This is a genomic window from Hansschlegelia plantiphila (genome assembly GCF_027922265.1).
Taxonomy (GTDB): domain Bacteria; phylum Pseudomonadota; class Alphaproteobacteria; order Rhizobiales; family Methylopilaceae; genus Methylopila; species Methylopila plantiphila.
On the sequence record NZ_BSFI01000007.1, the window covers coordinates 701,139 to 716,959 of the forward strand.

A 15,821-nucleotide genomic window follows, 5' to 3' on the forward strand; every position below is an offset into this window, starting at 1 on the left:
GAAACGCCTCAGCGGACTGTGGCGCAGCTTTCGGGGCGGCCCGTCGGGCTTTCCGAAGCGCGCGAGCGGCCTCCCGGCCGCTCTCCCACGTCGCTTGGCGTCCTGAACGGAACAGCCTGATGACCGCTCCCCTCAAAGTCGGCGTCGCCGGCCTCGGCACTGTGGGCGCGTCCGTCGTCCGCATCCTCGGCGCGAACGCGGAGGAGATCGCGGCGCGCGCCGGGCGGCCGATCGTCGTCGCCGCCGTCTCCGCGCGCGACAAGGGCCGCAACCGCGGGCTCGACCTGTCGGGCGCGTCCTGGCACATGGACCCGAGCCAGCTCGCGCGCTCGAACGACGTCGACGTGGTCGTCGAACTGATCGGCGGCGCGGAGGGCGCGGCGCGGGCCTGCGTCGAGACCGCGATCGAGGCCAGGCGTCCGGTCGTGACCGCCAACAAGGCGTTGCTCGCCAAGCACGGCGTCGCGATCGCCCGCGCGGCCGAGGCGGCCGGGGTCACCGTCGGCTTCGAGGCCGCGGTCGCCGGCGGCGTTCCAATTGTGAAGACGCTGCGCGAGGGCCTCGCAGGCAACCGCATCAGCCGCGTGTTCGGCATCCTGAACGGCACCTGCAACTACATCCTGACCCGGATGGAGAAGGACAAGCTCGGCTTCGCGGAATGCCTGGCGGAGGCCCAGCGCCTCGGCTACGCCGAGGCAGACCCCACCTTCGACATCGGCGGCTTCGACGCCGCCCATAAGCTGGCGCTGCTCGCCTCCCTCGCCTTCGGAACGGAAGTCGACGCCAACGGCATCTATGTCGAGGGCATCGCCTCGATCACCCCGTTCGACCTCGCCATGGCCGAGGAGCTCGGTTTCCGTCTGAAGCTGCTCGGGATCGCGACGCGGACGGACCAGGGCGTCGAGCAGCGGGTGCACCCCTCGATGCTTCCCAAGGACAGCGCGATCGCGCGGGTCGACGGCGTGACCAACGCGATCGAGATCGACGGCGACGCGGTCGGCGCTCTGGTCCTCGCCGGACCCGGCGCCGGCGGCGACGCCACGGCGTCCGCCGTCATCGCCGACATCATCGACATCGCCCGTGGAATCCACATGCCGGTGTTCGGCGCGCCGGCTTCGAAGCTGACCGCCCCGGTGCGGGCCCCGATGGGCACCCATCACGGGGGCTACTACATCCGGCTTTCCGTCATCGACCGGCCGGGCGCCGCCGCAGCGATCGCCACCCGGATGGCGGAGCAGGGCATTTCTCTGCGCAGCATCGTGCAGCGGGGACGGGAGCCCGAGATCGACCGCCCGAATCCCGACCCAGTGGCCGTCGTGCTAATTACCTACGCCACCAACGAAGCGGCGCTGCGCGTCGCGCTGGACGCCATCGAGGCCGACGGGCATATCGATGGTGCGCCTCAGGTCATACGAATCGAAAAGCGCTGAGGTAATGGCGTGCAACGTCACGCCGAGGAAACGCTGAAATGGCCAAGAACGCCGTCGTTCGCCGCAACGTGGTCCCGCTGAAGCGGCCGCGGAGCGCAGCCTATTCCGGAAACGAGGTCATCGGCCGTTCGCTGATGATCGAACTGGTCTGCGTCACCGAGCGGGCGGCGGTCGCGGCCGCACGGCTGCGGGGACGCGGCGACGAGATGGCGGCCGACAAGGCCGCAGTCGACGCGATGCGGCAGGAGCTCAACCGGCTTCCGATCCATGGCACGGTGGTGATCGGAGAAGGCGAGCGCGACGAGGCGCCGATGCTCTACATCGGCGAGGTGGTCGGCGATCTCAGCGGTCCGCGCGTCGATATCGCTCTCGATCCGCTCGAGGGCGCGACGCTCTGCGCCAAGGCGCAGCCGAACGCGATCGCCGCGGTCGCGATCGCTCAGCCCGGCACGCTGCTGAACGCGCCCGACGTCTACATGGACAAGATCGCCGTCGGCCCCGGCTACCCCGACGGCGTCGTCCACATCGACTCCTCGCCCGCGGACAACATCCTGCGCCTCGCCCGCGCCAAGGGCGTGCGCGTCGACGAGATCACGGCCTGCATCCTCGACCGGCCGCGCCACGCCAGGCTGATCGAGGCGGTGCGCGCGACCGGCGCCGCGATCCGCCTGATCAGCGACGGCGACCTCGCCGGCGTGATCGACGCGGCCGATCCGGCCGAGACCGGCGTCGATCTCTATATCGGCGTCGGCGGCGCGCCCGAAGGCGTGCTGGCGGCGGCCGCGCTCAAATGCATGGGCGGCCAGATGCAGGGCCGGCTGATCCTCGACGACCCGACCAGCCGTCGCCGCGCGAGCGAGATGGGCATCAAGGATTTCACGCGGATCTACGACGTGGCCGACATGGCGCAGGGGGATGTGCTGTTCGCGGCCACCGGCGTCACCAGCGGCGGCCTGCTCGCGGGCGTCCGCTTCGGGGCGAACGTCGTGTTCACCGAGACGATCGTGATGCGCTCCTCGACCGGCGCCCGCCGCCGCATCCGCGCCGAGCACCGCCTGGTCGGCGAGACCTGTCTGGATTGATCCTCGGGGAATAAGCGCCCGTCCAGGGCCGGAACAGGCGAGGGATAACGGTTCGCCGGCGATGCCTCCGCCGCCGCCCTGCCGTATGCTCACGCCATGGCGAATCAACCCGCATGACGGCCGCGCTTGCTTCGAGGCGTGCGCCTGAAGCCGCCTTCCTCGGCGTCGAAGCCTCGTTCGCGGGCCGCGTCTGGCGCGACCGACTCGACCTGAAGGGGAGGGCCTCCGCGGCGGAGATCGTCCGCGACCACGGCCTGTCCGATCTGCTCGCCCGCGTGCTGGCGGGCCGCGGGGTTGCGAGCGCCGACGTCCCCGCCTTCCTTGATCCGTCGATCCGCGCGCTGATGCCGGATCCCTCGACGATCACCGACATGGACGCGGCGGCGGCGCGGCTCGCCGACGCCGCTGAGCGCGGCGAGACGGTCGCGGTGTTCGGCGACTACGATGTCGACGGCGCGACCTCCGCGGCGTTGCTCGCCGGCTTCCTGCGCGACGCGGGCGCCATCGTCCGCACCCACATCCCCGATCGCATCTTCGAGGGCTACGGCCCGAACGTCGGAGCGATCGACATGCTCGCGGACGGCGGCGCGACGCTGCTCGCAACCGTCGACTGTGGCTCCACCAGCCTCGACGCGCTAGCCCATGCGCGGTCGCGCGGCATGGACGTCGTCGTGCTCGACCACCACCAGGTCGGCGCCGAACTCCCGGCGGTGACGGCGCTCGTCAACCCCAACCGCCAGGACGACCTGTCGGGCCTCGGCCATCTCGCGGCCTGCGGCGTCACCTTCATGACGCTGGTCGCGGTTGCGCGCGAACTCCGACGCCGCGGCTTCTGGGCTGCACGGGGCAGCGAGCCCGACCTGCTGGCGGCGCTCGATCTGGTGGCGCTCGGCACGGTCGCCGACGTCGTGCCTCTGACCGGGCTCAACCGCGCCTTCGTCGCCAAGGGCCTGATCGCGATGCGCCGCCGTGAGCGCCTCGGCCTGCGCGCGCTGATGGACGCATCCCGGCTCGACGGACCGCCCGCGCCCTACCATCTCGGCTATCTGCTCGGCCCCCGCATCAACGCCGGCGGGCGCATCGGCGACGCCGGGCTCGGTTGCCGCCTGCTGCTGTCGACCGACGAGACCGAGGCGCTCGCGATCGCAGCCGAGCTCGACCGGCTGAACGGCGAGCGGCAGGCGATCGAGAAGGCCACGCTCGAGGAGGCGGAGGCCGAGGCCAACGTCGCGCTGGGGCTCGACGGGGAGGGGGCCTCCGTCGCCGTCGTCTCGGGCGAGGGCTGGCATCCCGGCGTCGTCGGCCTGGTCGCGTCGCGGTTGAAGGAGCGCCACCGCCGCCCCGCCTTCGCCGTCGCCTTCGCGGCGGACGGGACGGGCACCGGCTCCGGCCGCTCGATAGCAGGCGTCGATCTGGGCTCGGCGGTGCGCGAGGCGGTGGCCGAGGGGCTGCTGATCAAAGGCGGCGGCCACGCCATGGCGGCGGGCGTGACGCTGAAGGCCGACCGGCTCGGCGCGTTCCGGGCCTTCCTCGACAGCCGGCTGGGCGCAGCGGTCGCCGCGGCCCGCGGCGAGCGCGCCTTGTCGATCGACGCGGCGCTCACCGCCGCCGCCGCGACCACCGATCTCGTGCGCGACCTCGACCGCGCCGGCCCCTTTGGCTCGGCGGCCCCCGAACCGATGCTCGCGCTCGCGGGCCACACGGTCTCCTCCGTCGAAATCGTCGGCCAGGGCCATGTCCGGGTGCGCCTGAGGGCCGGCGACGGCGCCTCGGTCGGCGCCATCGCCTTCCGCGCGGCCGAGAGCGACCTCGGGCGCGCCCTGCTCGCGATGCGGGGAGAACGCGTCCATGCGGCCGGCTCGCTGGCGATCGATCGCTGGGGCGGCTCGGAACGCGTCAGTCTCCGGCTCGTCGACGCGGCGCGCGCGGAGTTCTGAAAGCGTCCTCCCGCGCTTGCGGAAATCGTCCGGAGCGCCACCTCAACTCCATCGTTTCCATTTATCCTTGGCAAACAGCGGCCTGAGCCGCGGAACCGAGAGCCCCGGAGCCGCCCGACGTGCTTGCAACGCCCCCTTCCGTCGCCCCGCCTTCGGACAGGACGACGGACGCGCCTCCGCGGCGCGGCTTCTCCGATGTGCTGCGCGAACTTGGCGAGAGCGACCGCGAGCGCGTCAGCGTCGGCGCGATTCTCGACGCGTTCGGAGACCGGGCCTTCGGAGCGCTGTTGCTGGTGTTCGCGCTGCCGAACGCCTTGCCGATGCCGCCCGGCACCTCCGCCGTCCTCGGCGCGCCGCTGGTGTTCATCGCCTTCCAGATGATGATCGGGCGTCCCGTGCTGTGGCTGCCGCGCTTCATCACCGAGCGTTCTCTGAAGCGCGAGGACTTCGCGACGCTCGCCTCCAGAATCGAGCCCTGGATCAAGCGGCTGGAGCGCCTGCTGAAGCCCCGCGCGATCGCCTTGACCTCGCCGATCGCCGACCGGCTGACGGGCGCCGCCTGTTTCATGCTGGCGCTGATTCTGTTTCTGCCGATTCCCTTCGGCAACATGCCGCCGGCCGCCGCGATCACCGCCTTCGCCCTCGGCATGATCGAGCGAGACGGCGTGGCGATCGCCGTCGGCTGGTTCGGGACCATCGCGAGCTTCGCGATCCTGTTCGCGCTCGGCGCCGGGATCTTCGCTTTCGCGGCCCCGGTGATGCGACTTTTCGGAGGATGAGCGGGCGAGGCGCGCGCGGCCTTGCCCGACGTCCTGAACCCCCCTATACGTCCCGCGTCCCGCGCCCTTCGTCTATCGGTTAGGACGTCAGCCTTTCACGCTGGAGAGACGGGTTCGACTCCCGTAGGGCGCGCCACGGACATCAAGGTCTTTTCGCAGGAATGGGACAGGTCGGCGTCGCTGACTGATCTTCGCCGTTAGGCCTGCCCGCCTTTCATCACGCTGCGCGCTGGGCCGCGCTCAGGAGGTCGCCGCCGACGTCCATCGATCGGGCTCCTCCAGGGTGGGCGCGAGGCGCGGCGTTTCGCCGGAGACCTCGGCAAAACCCGGGCCGAACGTCGGCAGCAACAGCTCCATCACGCGTTCGCCGAACAGCGGGTTCATGTGGCGGTATTCGCCGACCTCATGCAGCGTGTCGAAGCCGGCGAGCATGCGGATCGAGCCGCTGGCGTAGGCCGGAGCGGTGAAGTAGCGCTCGACGCGGGTCTCTTCGGGATAGGGAGCCACCTTGATCGCCCGTTTGTGCTCCAGCACCGCGATGAACCGCTCCATCTCCGCCTCGAGCTTCGGCCCGGCGACCGCTGCGTCGTTCCAGACGGAGCGGTCTCTTTCTCTCAGGACCTCCTGCGAATAGTAAGGCTGGCGGATCAGGACGATGGGGCGCCTGGACTGCGCGCGGATCTCGCGCGCGATCTGCACCGCCCGGCACGTCCTGAGCGAGTTCATGCAAGCGCGCTGGAACACCTCGGTTGAAATGAGGTGCGGCGGCTGGACGGTCCCGATCATGTCGACCGTCCGTTGGAACTTGCTGAGGTGGAAGAGACGGATCAGCCCGAACCCCATCCCGACCAGCGCGAACGCGTCATAGTCGGCGAGCACGATGCGATCGAGACCGCCTGAGGTGAGGAGGATGTCCTGACGGAGTTCTTCCGACGCCGGGACGAGGGCGCCCCGCTTATCGGAGCGAAGCCTCTTCATCTTGCCGCCGGCGCCGCCGAAGAAATCGATCTCGACCTCCGGATAGCGCGCCCGGATGCGTTGCCAGCCGAGACGGAGCGCGGCGATATGGGAGTCGCCGATCAGGCAGATCCGCTTCACTGCGCAAACGCCTCCAGCATGGCTTCCTCGCAGACGAGCTCCTCGTGTTTCTTTGGCGGGGCCGCCGTCGCCGGGGAGGGGGCCGGCTTGGAGCTCCTCGCCTCCGCCTTGGGCGCGGCGAGCGCGTGCTGCTCGAAGAAGGTCTTCATCACCACCGACACGCCGGCGGCGGCGACCGAGCGCAGATTGCCCTCGTAGAAGAACCCTCGGGCCGGGTGGCTTGCGATGATCTCGTAGGACGGGAAGTAGTCGATGTCGGCGCATGTCTGGGCGAGCTCGCCGGCGACCCCGCGCAGCACGGATTTCGAGTAGAGGGTCGCCGCAAGCACATGCTCGCCGCCGGCGGTGGCGGTCAGCGGAACCGGCGACACGGTGAGCAGGAATTTGACCCGCGGGTTGCGCTGCTTGACCGCCTCGCGGAACTTCAGGAAGTCGCTGAGGCATTCCGAATGGGTCAGGTTGCGGAACCGCACCGTTTCCGGATCGTGGCGTCCCGCGATGACGCCGGGCGCGGTCGGGTAGACCGTGCCGGAAGCGACGTGCTCCCACGTCTCGGTCAGACCGAGCGTGAAGATGATGATGTCGGCGGAGGTCAGCATGTCCGCGACATGGCGGAGGTGACTCGCGCGATGCAAAGCGACTTCGCGCTCGGAGGCGAGGCCGTTCGGCTCGACCGAGGGCCGCAGAGCGTCGAAGAAACGGTCTTTCTTCGTCCATACGACGTTCGCCGGCTCGAACTCGCCGAACGCCTCCAGCGTCAGCTGGAGAAGCTGCCGCGTAGTATAGAGGTTGCCGTATCGGGCGGAGTAGAGCCCGTAGCCGTATTTTGAGGCTTCGGCCTCGGCGAGGCCAAGCGGCTTCGGCTCCTTGTCGATCACTTGATAATTATGCAGCCGAAGATGTTTCGCGATGTGCTGCGCGAAGCAGCTGCCGGCGGTCGCGATCTGATCCGAGGGCTTGATCGCGAACTTCTTTCGATAGAGGTCGACGGGGGCTGTCGGATGCTGCTCGGTGACTCCGAGGCGCCAATAAGACCGCGACGGCAACCCTGCATATGGCGACATCGGCTTCCCCAGAAACTGCTGAGGGGAAAGCTTCAACCAGCGGCGCCAGCTCGTCAACCGGCGAACGACTGTGCCCGGAACTCTCAAAGACGGGTCTCGATTTCGGGCCGCCATGTGACGATCGCCCTGGGAGGGGGACGCGCCGATTTTCCAGAGAAGCGGTCTGAGCTGCGCCTTCCTGCCGTCAGCTTCAGGGCTCAGCAGAAGAGTAAGGTTCGCAGCCGTTCGCCCGGTCATGACGGTCACGATAGGCGCCGAACAGCGCCGGCCCGCGCCGCGTTCGACTACGACGCGAGTAGCGCTATCGGGCGCAACCGAACTCTGTAAGATCGCCACGGTTCTTGTGAGCGGGGAGCGCGCGCATGGCCTTGGACGGTGTGGTCGAGCCGATGCGCGCTACCCCCATCGAGGCAGCCCGCGCGCGTTCCTCGTCCCGGGTCGCGGAAAGGCGGCCGCCCGGCGGGCCTTTCGCCGCACGCGGCCTCCGCCGCAGATGGATCTGCCACACAGGGCTCCTCTCCCACGAGGCTCAGGGGCTCGACCGCCGTCCGATCGCGGGGAGCGACTGCGCCATGAAGAAGGAATTCTCCAAACTCTACGCCAGGGGCGGCTGGAAGCGCGGCGACGGCGAGACCGCGTCCGGCGCGGGCTCGACGCTTCAATATACCGAGCAGATCAGGAACGAACTGCCGGCCTTGTTCGCGAAGTACGCGGTCAAGACGCTTCTCGACGCGCCCTGCGGCGACTTCAACTGGTTCTCCCATATCGACGTCGGAGCGATGGACTACATCGGCATGGACATCGTCGATGCGATGGTCGCCGACAACACGAGGAAGTACGGCTCCAGACAGCGCAGGTTCATCTCCGGCGACGCGTCGACGACGCCTCTGCCGAAGGCCGACATGTTGCTCTGCCGCGACCTGATGCGGCACATCAAGCTCGAGGCTTCGCTCGACGTCCTGCGGAATTTCGTGAGGTCGGGCACGCCCTGGCTGCTCGCGACGTCCTACGTCGTGCGGCACAACGCCGACATCGAGAAGAATTTCGGCTCGCGCCCGATCAACCTGATGATCGAGCCGTTCTTCCTGCCCAAGCCTCGGCTGAAGATCTACGATTCGATAGAGGGTTTCCGGAAGCGCTACCTCTGCCTGTGGAGCCGCGAGGAGGTCGAGGCTGCGCTGGCGAGGTCGGCCACGGCAAGGACCGCCCGGATCGACGCCGGCGCGCGCTCCCTCGACGCGCTTTACGACGAGATCACGGCGTTCCAAGCGACGCGAGAGAAGCTGAGCGGCGGTTCGCGCCGCGACGAAACCCTCGTCATGCTTGAGGCGATCCGCGAACTCATCAAGGCCATGGGCGCCGAGGTGAACTGAGACGTCGGCGACGTTTCGAGGCAAGCGGGCAGGGCGGCCGCCGTGCCCGCGGAGGCGTCGTCATCGCGTCGGCCCGTTCAGACGCCGAAGCGCGCGCCCTTCTCCAGGGCCGCGGCCTTCGCGTAATCGGCCGCCGGGGCCTTGGCCTCGCCCTCGGGCTGCACGCGGGTCACCTTGAAGCGGCCATCGGCGCAGACCACCAGGAAGCCGTCCTGCTCGACGCCCGCCACCTCGCCGAGCTTGCCGGCGATATCCTTGGGCGACTTTGCGGGAAGCGGCGTCGCGTCGAGGATCTTGAGCGTCTTGCCGTCGAACGTCGTCCACGCGCCGGGCGCGGGATTGCAGCCGCGGATCAGCCGATCGATCTGCTCCCAGGGCTTGCCCCAGTCGATCTTCGCGTTGGCCGCGCGGCACAGGCCCTCATAGGTCGCGAGCGCCTCATCCTGCTTGATGCGCGGCGCGCGGCCCGCCTTAACGAGGTCGACGGCCTCCAGCATCGCCTCGACGCCCATCGGGAACAGCCGGTCGAAATAGACCGAGCCGAGGGTGTCCTTCGGGCCGATCGGCGTGGTCTTCTGGAGAAGCACGTCGCCGGTGTCGAGGCCGTCGTCGGGCCAGAAGATCGACAGTCCGGTCTCGGTCTCACCCTTGATGATCGGCCAGTTGATCGCGGACGCGCCGCGATAGGCCGGCAGCAGGGACGGATGGTACTGGATCGAGCCATGGGTGGGGATGTTGAGGAAGGCCGAGGGAACGAACAGCGTGACGAAGGCCATCACCTGCAGGTCGGGCTTCAGGGCGCGGAACGCCTCCGCCACCGCCTCGTCCCTGTAGGAAGAGGGCTGTCTCACCTCGAGACCGCGGCTCAGCGCCGCCTCCTTCAGCGGGTCGGGCTTCTGGCCGTCCTTTTCGGGCGCGACATAGACCGCGACCACGTCCTCGCCGCGCGCGAGGAGCGCCTCGAGCACGGCCTTGCCGAACGCCTGCTGTCCATGGACGACGATGCGCATGGGTTCTCCTTATCCTGTGGCCGTGCGGTATCGGAGATCGTCCGCCCCCTCAACCCGAGCGATGGGGCCTTCCGACCTCTCGTCCGGGGGGAGGGAAGAGGCGCCGTCGCATCGCTCTCGCCTCGCCGAGGAGCGAGACGCCGGCCCGCATGGCCGAGCGTATTGAAAAGCAAAGCCCCGCCATCGTGAGATGGCGGGGCTCGATTGCGCAAGCTCGGACGTTTACTCCGCCGCGAGCTTGGTCACGCGTCCGACCGCGCCGGAGCCTTCGATCTCGGCGATCTCGTTGTCGCGATAGCCCAGCACCTCGCGCAGGATCTCCTCGGTGTGCTCGCCCAGCAGCGGAGAGCGCGTCACTTCCGCGGGGCTCGCCGACAGCTTGATCGGGTTGCCGACGGTCAGGTACTTGCCGCGTGTCGGGTGGTCGACCTCGACCACCGTGCCGGTGGCGCGAAGCGAGTCGTCCTCGGCGATCTCCTTCATCGACAGGATCGGTCCGCAGGGGATGTCGTACTTGTTGAGGATGTCCATCGCCTCGAACTTGTCGTGCTTCATCGTCCACGCCTCGATGCGCGTGAAGATCTCGTTGAGATGCGGCAGACGCGTCTTCGGAGAGGAGTAGAGCGGGTCGGTCTTCCAGCCGGGCTCGCCGATGATGTCGCAGATCGGCTCCCAGACCGCCGCCTGCGTGATGAAGTAGATGTAGGCGTTGGGATCGTGCTCCCAGCCCTTGCACTTCAGGATGCGGCCCGGCTGGCCGCCGCCGGAATCGTTGCCGGCGCGCGGCACGGCGTCGCCGAAGGGGATGTCCTCGCCGAACTGGCTGTATTCGCGCAAGGGGCCGTGGGCGAGACGCTGCTGGTCGCGCAGCTTGACGCGGCAGAGGTTGAGCACGCTGTCCTGCATGGCGCAGTCGACGCGCTGGCCGACGCCGGAATGGGTGCGGTGGTAGAGCGCCGTGACGATGCCGAGCGCGAGGTGCAGGCCGGTGCCGCTGTCGCCGATCTGGGCGCCGGTCACCATCGGGATGTCGTCGCGGAAGCCGGTGGTGGAGGCCGAGCCGCCGGCGCACTGCGCGACGTTCTCATAGACCTTGCAGTCCTGGTAGCGGCCGGGGCCGAAGCCCTTGACGGACGCCACGATCAGCTTCGGATTGGCCTCCTGAAGCTTCTCCCAGCTGAAGCCCATGCGGTCGAGCGCGCCCGGAGCGAAGTTCTCCACCAGCACGTCGCACTCCTTCACCAGCCGCCAGAGGACTTCCTTGCCCTTGGGGTTCTTGGTGTCGATCGTGATCGAGCGCTTGTTGTGGTTCAGCATCGTGAAATAGAGGCTGTCGACATCGGGGATGTCCTGCAGCTGCTGACGCGTCGCGTCGCCCGCGCCGGGACGCTCGACCTTGATCACGTCGGCGCCGAACCAGGCGAGCAGCTGCGTGCAGGTCGGGCCCGACTGCACATGGGTGAAGTCCAGGATGCGGACCCCTTCGAGAGCCTTGCTCATATCGTCTTCTCCTCCCGTCTTGGGCCGTTTGGTATGCTGGTGTCTGGCACGCCAGTGAATTTCAGCGAAAATGACGGCGCGGGGGGCGCCCCGTCAATTTGCATTAAGCCGCAGCAGCTGAGACTTAAGTCTCAGCGCTCGTAGACATCGGGCGGCTCAAACCGCCCGCGCGCAGACGTTCGCGCCGCCCCCGACATCCACCATCGTTCGAAAAAGCGGGCATCGACGCTTCGCCGGTTCACGCCCGTTTCCGCGAATCTCCAGCCGGTTTCCCGGCGCGTCTTTCCCGAAGACGCCGCTTTCGCGGAGCGGCGCTCGCCGCCGATCGACCCGGCGGGGCAGGGGCGCCGCCCGGCTCCGGCGGGCTGAACCGGATGACTGGACGCCCAAGCATGCCGGAGAATCACGCATGCCGTAACCGCAGCTGTCAACGACGCGGCGCGGCGCCGTTAACGGGCGGGAATGCTGCATTGCGAAATTCGCAGGGCAGCCGAGCGACGATCGCCATGGTATGCCGACCGCTGGCATGCCAAATACCACTCAAGTTAGACTTTAGTTCAGGCAACTGGAGATTCACCATGCCGACCACCCTCGCCGCCGCCCCGCGCGCACCGTTCTCTTTCCGTGAGCTTCTTGGCGCCGCGCTCGATCGTCTCGCCGTCAGCGCCGCCCGCAGCGGCGCGGTCGAGCCGTTCGGCCTCTGATCGATCCAAGTTTCGCGGGCGGCGGAAAACGCCGCTCTCCGCAACGCCGCGCCGGGTTCCTCCCCTCGGCGCGGCGTTTTTTTTACTGAACGTCCACAATGGTATCCGTCGAATTGATACCTTGTGCGAAGGCTGTTCTCTAAGCGCCTATTCGTTTCGCGCTTGCCCAAGTGGCATCAGGCATACCAGGATGCTTTCCAAGAGCGGCATTGAACCGCTTGGGTAAAACAAAGCGCCAAAGGGGTAGGAAATGGAAACTTCGATTCAGGCCGGAGGATCGGCCCCGCGGGTCAGCGACGGCTTTCGCTGGACCCAGCTCGCCGTCGGCGTGCTCTGCATGGTGATGATCGCCAACCTGCAATACGGTTGGACGTTCTTCGTTCCAGACATTCAGAAGAAGTTCGGCTGGGATCGCGCCGCGATTCAGTGGGCCTTCACATTGTTCGTTCTGTTCGAGACCTGGCTCGTTCCGATCGAAGGCTGGTTCGTCGACAAATACGGCCCGCGGCTCGTCGTGATGTTCGGCGGCGTTCTTTGCGGCGTCGGCTGGGTGATCAACGGCTACGCCGATTCTCTCAGCCAGTTTTATCTGGGCCAGATCATCGCGGGCATCGGCGCCGGCGCCGTCTACGGCACCTGCGTCGGCAACGCTCTGAAGTGGTTCCCCGACAAGCGCGGTCTCGCGGCCGGCATCACCGCGGCCGGCTTCGGCGCCGGCTCGGCGCTCACCGTCGCCCCGATCCAGTCGATGATCGCGAATTCGGGCTTCCAGGCCGCCTTCATCAACTTCGGCATCGGGCAGGCGGTGATCATCCTGATCGCGGCGTTCTTCCTGCTCGGCCCGAAGGCCGGCCAGGTTCCCGCGCCGATCGTGAACAGCGCCATCATCCAGTCGCGCCGCAACTACAGCCCGACGGAAGTGCTGAAGCAGCCGATCTTCTGGCTGATGTATCTCATGTTCGTCGCCGTCGGCGCCGGCGGTCTGATGGTCACCGCGAACCTCAAGCCGATCGCCGCCGATTTCGGCATCGACAAGCTGGACGTCACCCTCGTCGGCCTGACGATGACGACCGTGACCTTCGCGGCCACGATCGACCGTATCCTCAACGGCCTCACCCGGCCCTTCTTCGGCTGGATCTCCGACAAGATCGGCCGCGAGAACACGATGTTCATCGCGTTCGGCTTCGAGGGCGTCGGCATCTACATGCTCTACCTCTACGGCCACGACCCGGTGATGTTCGTCATCCTGACCGGCCTCGTGTTCTTCGCCTGGGGCGAGATCTACTCCCTCTTCCCGTCGACCTGCACGGACACCTTCGGCTCCAAGTTCGCGGCCACCAACGCCGGCCTGCTCTACACGGCGAAGGGAACCGCGGCTCTCCTGGTGCCGTTCGCGAACATCCTGCAGCAGTCGTCCGGATCGTGGGACGGGGTGTTCCTGGTCGCGGCGGGCGCCAACATCGCGGCGTCGCTTCTCGCCATCGGGGTGTTGAAGCCCTGGCGTCGCAGCATCGTCGCGAACGCCAGAGCCGAGACGCAACCGACTCCGAGCGTCGCCGCCGTCTAAGCGACATCCTCGAGGGGGCGGGGTCTGTCCCGTCCCCTCGAGCCGAAACAGAAGCCCCGGCGGTCTCCGCCGGGGCTTCTTTGTATGCATCTACCGGCGAGCCTCGGTCGTTTTTGAAGTCCAGACGCAGAGCCTCAGGGTTCTGCAAGGTTTCATAAAGACTTACCGCAGCGCAATACAGGTTGTCCCCAGAACAGGCCTCTGTGAGCTTGACAGAAGACCTTCCTGGCATGCCAAATCCCAATAAGGCCTTGCGACGAGCGCGACGCGGATTTCGACAGCCGGGCGCGATCGGACAGCGGGGCCACGGGAGGAACGTCGCCTCTTCGCCATCCGCTGCGCCGGTCGGGGGCTCGCGCGGCGGGTGGCGGCGCGGTCTTCCCTAAATTGCCCGTCGACGGCGAGACGCCGGGCCGCGCGGTGGTTCAAAGGCTGACGGCCGCTCCTCCGGCGGCCCCAGGCTCGTCACGCCCGGGCTCGTTCCGGGCGTCCATGGCTTGGGTAGGGCACGACCTAAGTCATGGATGGCCGGACCCAGTCCGGCCATGACGTGCGGCCGCCCACGGGTTAAAGGTTTCGGGCTTCCGACTTTCTTGAGGATCAGTGTCAATGAATATCCACGAATACCAGGCGAAGGGCATTCTTCGCGAGTATGGCGCGCCAGTGCCGAACGGGTTTCCGATCTTCACGCCCGACGACACCGAGAACGCGGCCAACGCGCTTGGCGGCCCCGTCTGGGTGGTGAAATCGCAGATCCACGCGGGCGGCCGCGGCAAGGGAAAGTTCAAGGAAGCCACGGCTGGCGACAAGGGCGGCGTGCGCCTCGCCAAGTCCGTCGATGAGGTCAAGCAGTACGTCGCCGAGATGCTCGGCGCCACGCTGGTGACCAAGCAGACGGGCGAGGCCGGCAAGCAGGTGAACCGCCTCTATGTCGAGGAAGGCTCCGAGATCCAGAAGGAGTTCTACCTCTCCGCGCTGGTCGACCGCACCACGGGCCACGTCGCCTTCGTGGTCTCGACCGAGGGCGGCATGGACATCGAGGAGGTCGCGCACTCCTCGCCCGAGAAGATCGTCACCCTGACCGTCGATCCCGCCACCGGCGTCATGCCGCATCACGGCCGCTCGGTCGCGAAGGCGCTGAATCTGACCGGTGACCTCGCCAAGCAGGCCGGCAAGGTCGTGGAATCGCTCTACGCCGCCTTCGTCGGCACGGACATGGCGATGCTGGAGGTCAATCCGCTGATCGTCACCAAGGACGGCAAGCTGCGCTGCCTCGACGCCAAGGTGACCTTCGACTCCAACGCGCTCTACCGCCACCCCGAGCTTGCGGACCTCCGCGACCTGACGGAGGAGGACGAGAAGGAGATCGAGGCGTCCAAGCACGACCTCGCCTACATCGCGCTCGACGGCACCATCGGCTGCATGGTGAACGGCGCCGGTCTGGCGATGGCGACGCTCGACATCATCAAGCTCTATGGCGAGGAGCCCGCGAACTTCCTCGACGTCGGCGGCGGCGCGACGGAGGAGAAGGTCACGGCGGCGTTCAAGATCATCACAGCCGATCCGAACGTGAAGGGCATTCTCGTCAACATCTTCGGCGGGATCATGAAGTGCGACGTGATCGCGAACGGCGTGATCGCGGCCGTGAAGGCGGTCGGCCTGCAGGTGCCGCTGGTGGTGCGCCTCGAGGGCACCAATGTCGAGGAAGGCAAGCGGATCATCAACGAGAGCGGGCTCGACGTGCTGCCGGCCGATGATCTCGACGACGCCGCCCAGAAGATTGTCGCCGCCGTGAAGAAGGGCGTCTGAGCATGTCGATCCTGATTGACGCCAACACCCGCGTGATCTGCCAGGGTTTCACGGGCAAGAACGGGACGTTCCATTCGGAGGCGGCTATCGCCTACGGGACGAAGATGGTGGGGGGCGTTGCGCCGGGCAAAGGCGGCCAGACGCATCTCGACCTTCCGGTGTTCGACACCGTCGCCGAGGCCCGCGAGGCGACCGGGGCCGACGCCTCGGTGGTCTATGTGCCGCCGCCAGGCGCGGCGGATGCGATCTGCGAGGCGATCGCGGCCGAGATTCCGCTGGTGGTCTGCATCACCGAGGGCATTCCGGTGCTGGACATGGTGCGGGTGAAGCGCGCGCTGGAGGGTTCGAAAACCAGGCTCATAGGCCCGAACTGCCCGGGCGTGGTGACGGCGGGCGAGTCGAAGATCGGCATCATGCCGGGCAACATCTTCTCGCGCGGCACGGTGGGGGTTGTGTCGCGCTCGGGCA

General features: G+C 67.8%; 13 protein-coding genes and 1 tRNA gene. 10 read left to right on the forward strand and 4 right to left on the reverse strand.

What is annotated here, in order from left to right; all coding sequences use genetic code 11:
• Positions 1–119 precede the first annotated feature (119 nt).
• The 5 genes from PKE75_RS09725 (at position 120) to PKE75_RS09745 (ending at position 5,364) form a co-directional block, all read left to right on the forward strand.
• Positions 120–1,430, forward strand: coding sequence for a homoserine dehydrogenase (locus PKE75_RS09725; protein ID WP_271168509.1), 1,311 nt, complete (start codon positions 120–122; stop codon positions 1,428–1,430).
• Positions 1,431–1,564: 134 nt separating this feature from the next.
• Positions 1,565–2,512 (forward strand): class II fructose-bisphosphatase, encoded by a 948-nt coding sequence (gene glpX, locus PKE75_RS09730; RefSeq protein WP_271168547.1) that lies wholly within the window; start codon positions 1,565–1,567, stop codon positions 2,510–2,512.
• A gap of 113 nt (positions 2,513–2,625) precedes the next feature.
• Positions 2,626–4,449, forward strand: a complete 1,824-nt coding sequence (gene recJ / locus PKE75_RS09735; RefSeq protein ID WP_271168510.1) for a single-stranded-DNA-specific exonuclease RecJ — start codon at positions 2,626–2,628, stop codon at positions 4,447–4,449.
• Between the two features lie 119 nt (positions 4,450–4,568).
• Positions 4,569–5,228, forward strand: coding sequence for an exopolysaccharide biosynthesis protein (locus PKE75_RS09740; protein ID WP_271168511.1), 660 nt, complete (start codon positions 4,569–4,571; stop codon positions 5,226–5,228).
• Positions 5,229–5,289: 61 nt separating this feature from the next.
• Positions 5,290–5,364, forward strand: a tRNA-Glu gene (locus PKE75_RS09745).
• Positions 5,365–5,468: 104 nt separating this feature from the next.
• On the opposite strand, the gene PKE75_RS09750 is transcribed toward PKE75_RS09745, so the two are convergent.
• Positions 5,469–6,326, reverse strand: coding sequence for a hypothetical protein (locus PKE75_RS09750; RefSeq protein WP_271168512.1), 858 nt, complete (start codon positions 6,324–6,326; stop codon positions 5,469–5,471).
• Entirely contained in the window at positions 6,323–7,426 is a 1,104-nt protein-coding gene (locus tag PKE75_RS09755) for a GSCFA domain-containing protein (RefSeq protein WP_271168513.1), read from the reverse strand. Before PKE75_RS09755 ends, PKE75_RS09750 begins: the two co-directional genes overlap by 4 nt.
• 536 nt (positions 7,427–7,962) lie before the next feature.
• Here PKE75_RS09755 and PKE75_RS09760 point away from each other — a divergent pair.
• Positions 7,963–8,763, forward strand: coding sequence for a class I SAM-dependent methyltransferase (locus PKE75_RS09760; RefSeq protein WP_271168514.1), 801 nt, complete (start codon positions 7,963–7,965; stop codon positions 8,761–8,763).
• 77 nt (positions 8,764–8,840) lie between these two features.
• Here PKE75_RS09760 and PKE75_RS09765 read toward each other — a convergent pair whose 3' ends face one another.
• Positions 8,841–9,773, reverse strand: coding sequence for a methionyl-tRNA formyltransferase (locus PKE75_RS09765; protein WP_271168515.1), 933 nt, complete (start codon positions 9,771–9,773; stop codon positions 8,841–8,843).
• A gap of 222 nt (positions 9,774–9,995) precedes the next feature.
• Positions 9,996–11,273, reverse strand: coding sequence for a formyl-CoA transferase (frc, locus tag PKE75_RS09770; RefSeq protein ID WP_271168516.1), 1,278 nt, complete (start codon positions 11,271–11,273; stop codon positions 9,996–9,998).
• Between the two features lie 578 nt (positions 11,274–11,851).
• Here frc and PKE75_RS09775 point away from each other — a divergent pair.
• The 4 genes from PKE75_RS09775 to PKE75_RS09790 form a co-directional block, all read left to right on the forward strand.
• Positions 11,852–11,977 carry a hypothetical protein gene (locus tag PKE75_RS09775; RefSeq protein ID WP_271168517.1) on the forward strand — a complete coding sequence of 42 codons (126 nt, stop codon included), beginning with the start codon at positions 11,852–11,854 and terminating at the stop codon, positions 11,975–11,977.
• Between the two features lie 250 nt (positions 11,978–12,227).
• Positions 12,228–13,544 carry an oxalate/formate MFS antiporter gene (oxlT, locus tag PKE75_RS09780; protein WP_271168518.1) on the forward strand — a complete coding sequence of 439 codons (1,317 nt, stop codon included), beginning with the start codon at positions 12,228–12,230 and terminating at the stop codon, positions 13,542–13,544.
• Between the two features lie 609 nt (positions 13,545–14,153).
• Positions 14,154–15,353 carry an ADP-forming succinate--CoA ligase subunit beta gene (sucC, locus tag PKE75_RS09785; RefSeq protein WP_271168519.1) on the forward strand — a complete coding sequence of 400 codons (1,200 nt, stop codon included), beginning with the start codon at positions 14,154–14,156 and terminating at the stop codon, positions 15,351–15,353.
• A gap of 2 nt (positions 15,354–15,355) precedes the next feature.
• A partial coding sequence (locus PKE75_RS09790) for a succinate--CoA ligase subunit alpha (RefSeq protein WP_428979126.1) occupies positions 15,356–15,821 on the forward strand: 466 nt, incomplete at its 3' end.

What these genes read in the sequence shown, in the direction of transcription:
- PKE75_RS09725 (WP_271168509.1), top strand. Translation starts at nt 120, where the DNA reads ATGACCGCTCCCCTCAAAGTCGGCGTCGCCGGCCTCGGCACTGTGGGC.
- glpX (WP_271168547.1), top strand. Translation starts at nt 1,565, where the DNA reads ATGATCGAACTGGTCTGCGTCACCGAGCGGGCGGCGGTCGCGGCCGCA.
- recJ (WP_271168510.1), top strand. Translation starts at nt 2,626, where the DNA reads ATGACGGCCGCGCTTGCTTCGAGGCGTGCGCCTGAAGCCGCCTTCCTC.
- PKE75_RS09760 (WP_271168514.1), top strand. Translation starts at nt 7,963, where the DNA reads ATGAAGAAGGAATTCTCCAAACTCTACGCCAGGGGCGGCTGGAAGCGC.
- PKE75_RS09765 (WP_271168515.1), bottom strand. Translation starts at nt 9,773, where the DNA reads ATGCGCATCGTCGTCCATGGACAGCAGGCGTTCGGCAAGGCCGTGCTC.
- frc (WP_271168516.1), bottom strand. Translation starts at nt 11,273, where the DNA reads ATGAGCAAGGCTCTCGAAGGGGTCCGCATCCTGGACTTCACCCATGTG.
- PKE75_RS09775 (WP_271168517.1), top strand. Translation starts at nt 11,852, where the DNA reads ATGCCGACCACCCTCGCCGCCGCCCCGCGCGCACCGTTCTCTTTCCGT.
- oxlT (WP_271168518.1), top strand. Translation starts at nt 12,228, where the DNA reads ATGGAAACTTCGATTCAGGCCGGAGGATCGGCCCCGCGGGTCAGCGAC.
- sucC (WP_271168519.1), top strand. Translation starts at nt 14,154, where the DNA reads ATGAATATCCACGAATACCAGGCGAAGGGCATTCTTCGCGAGTATGGC.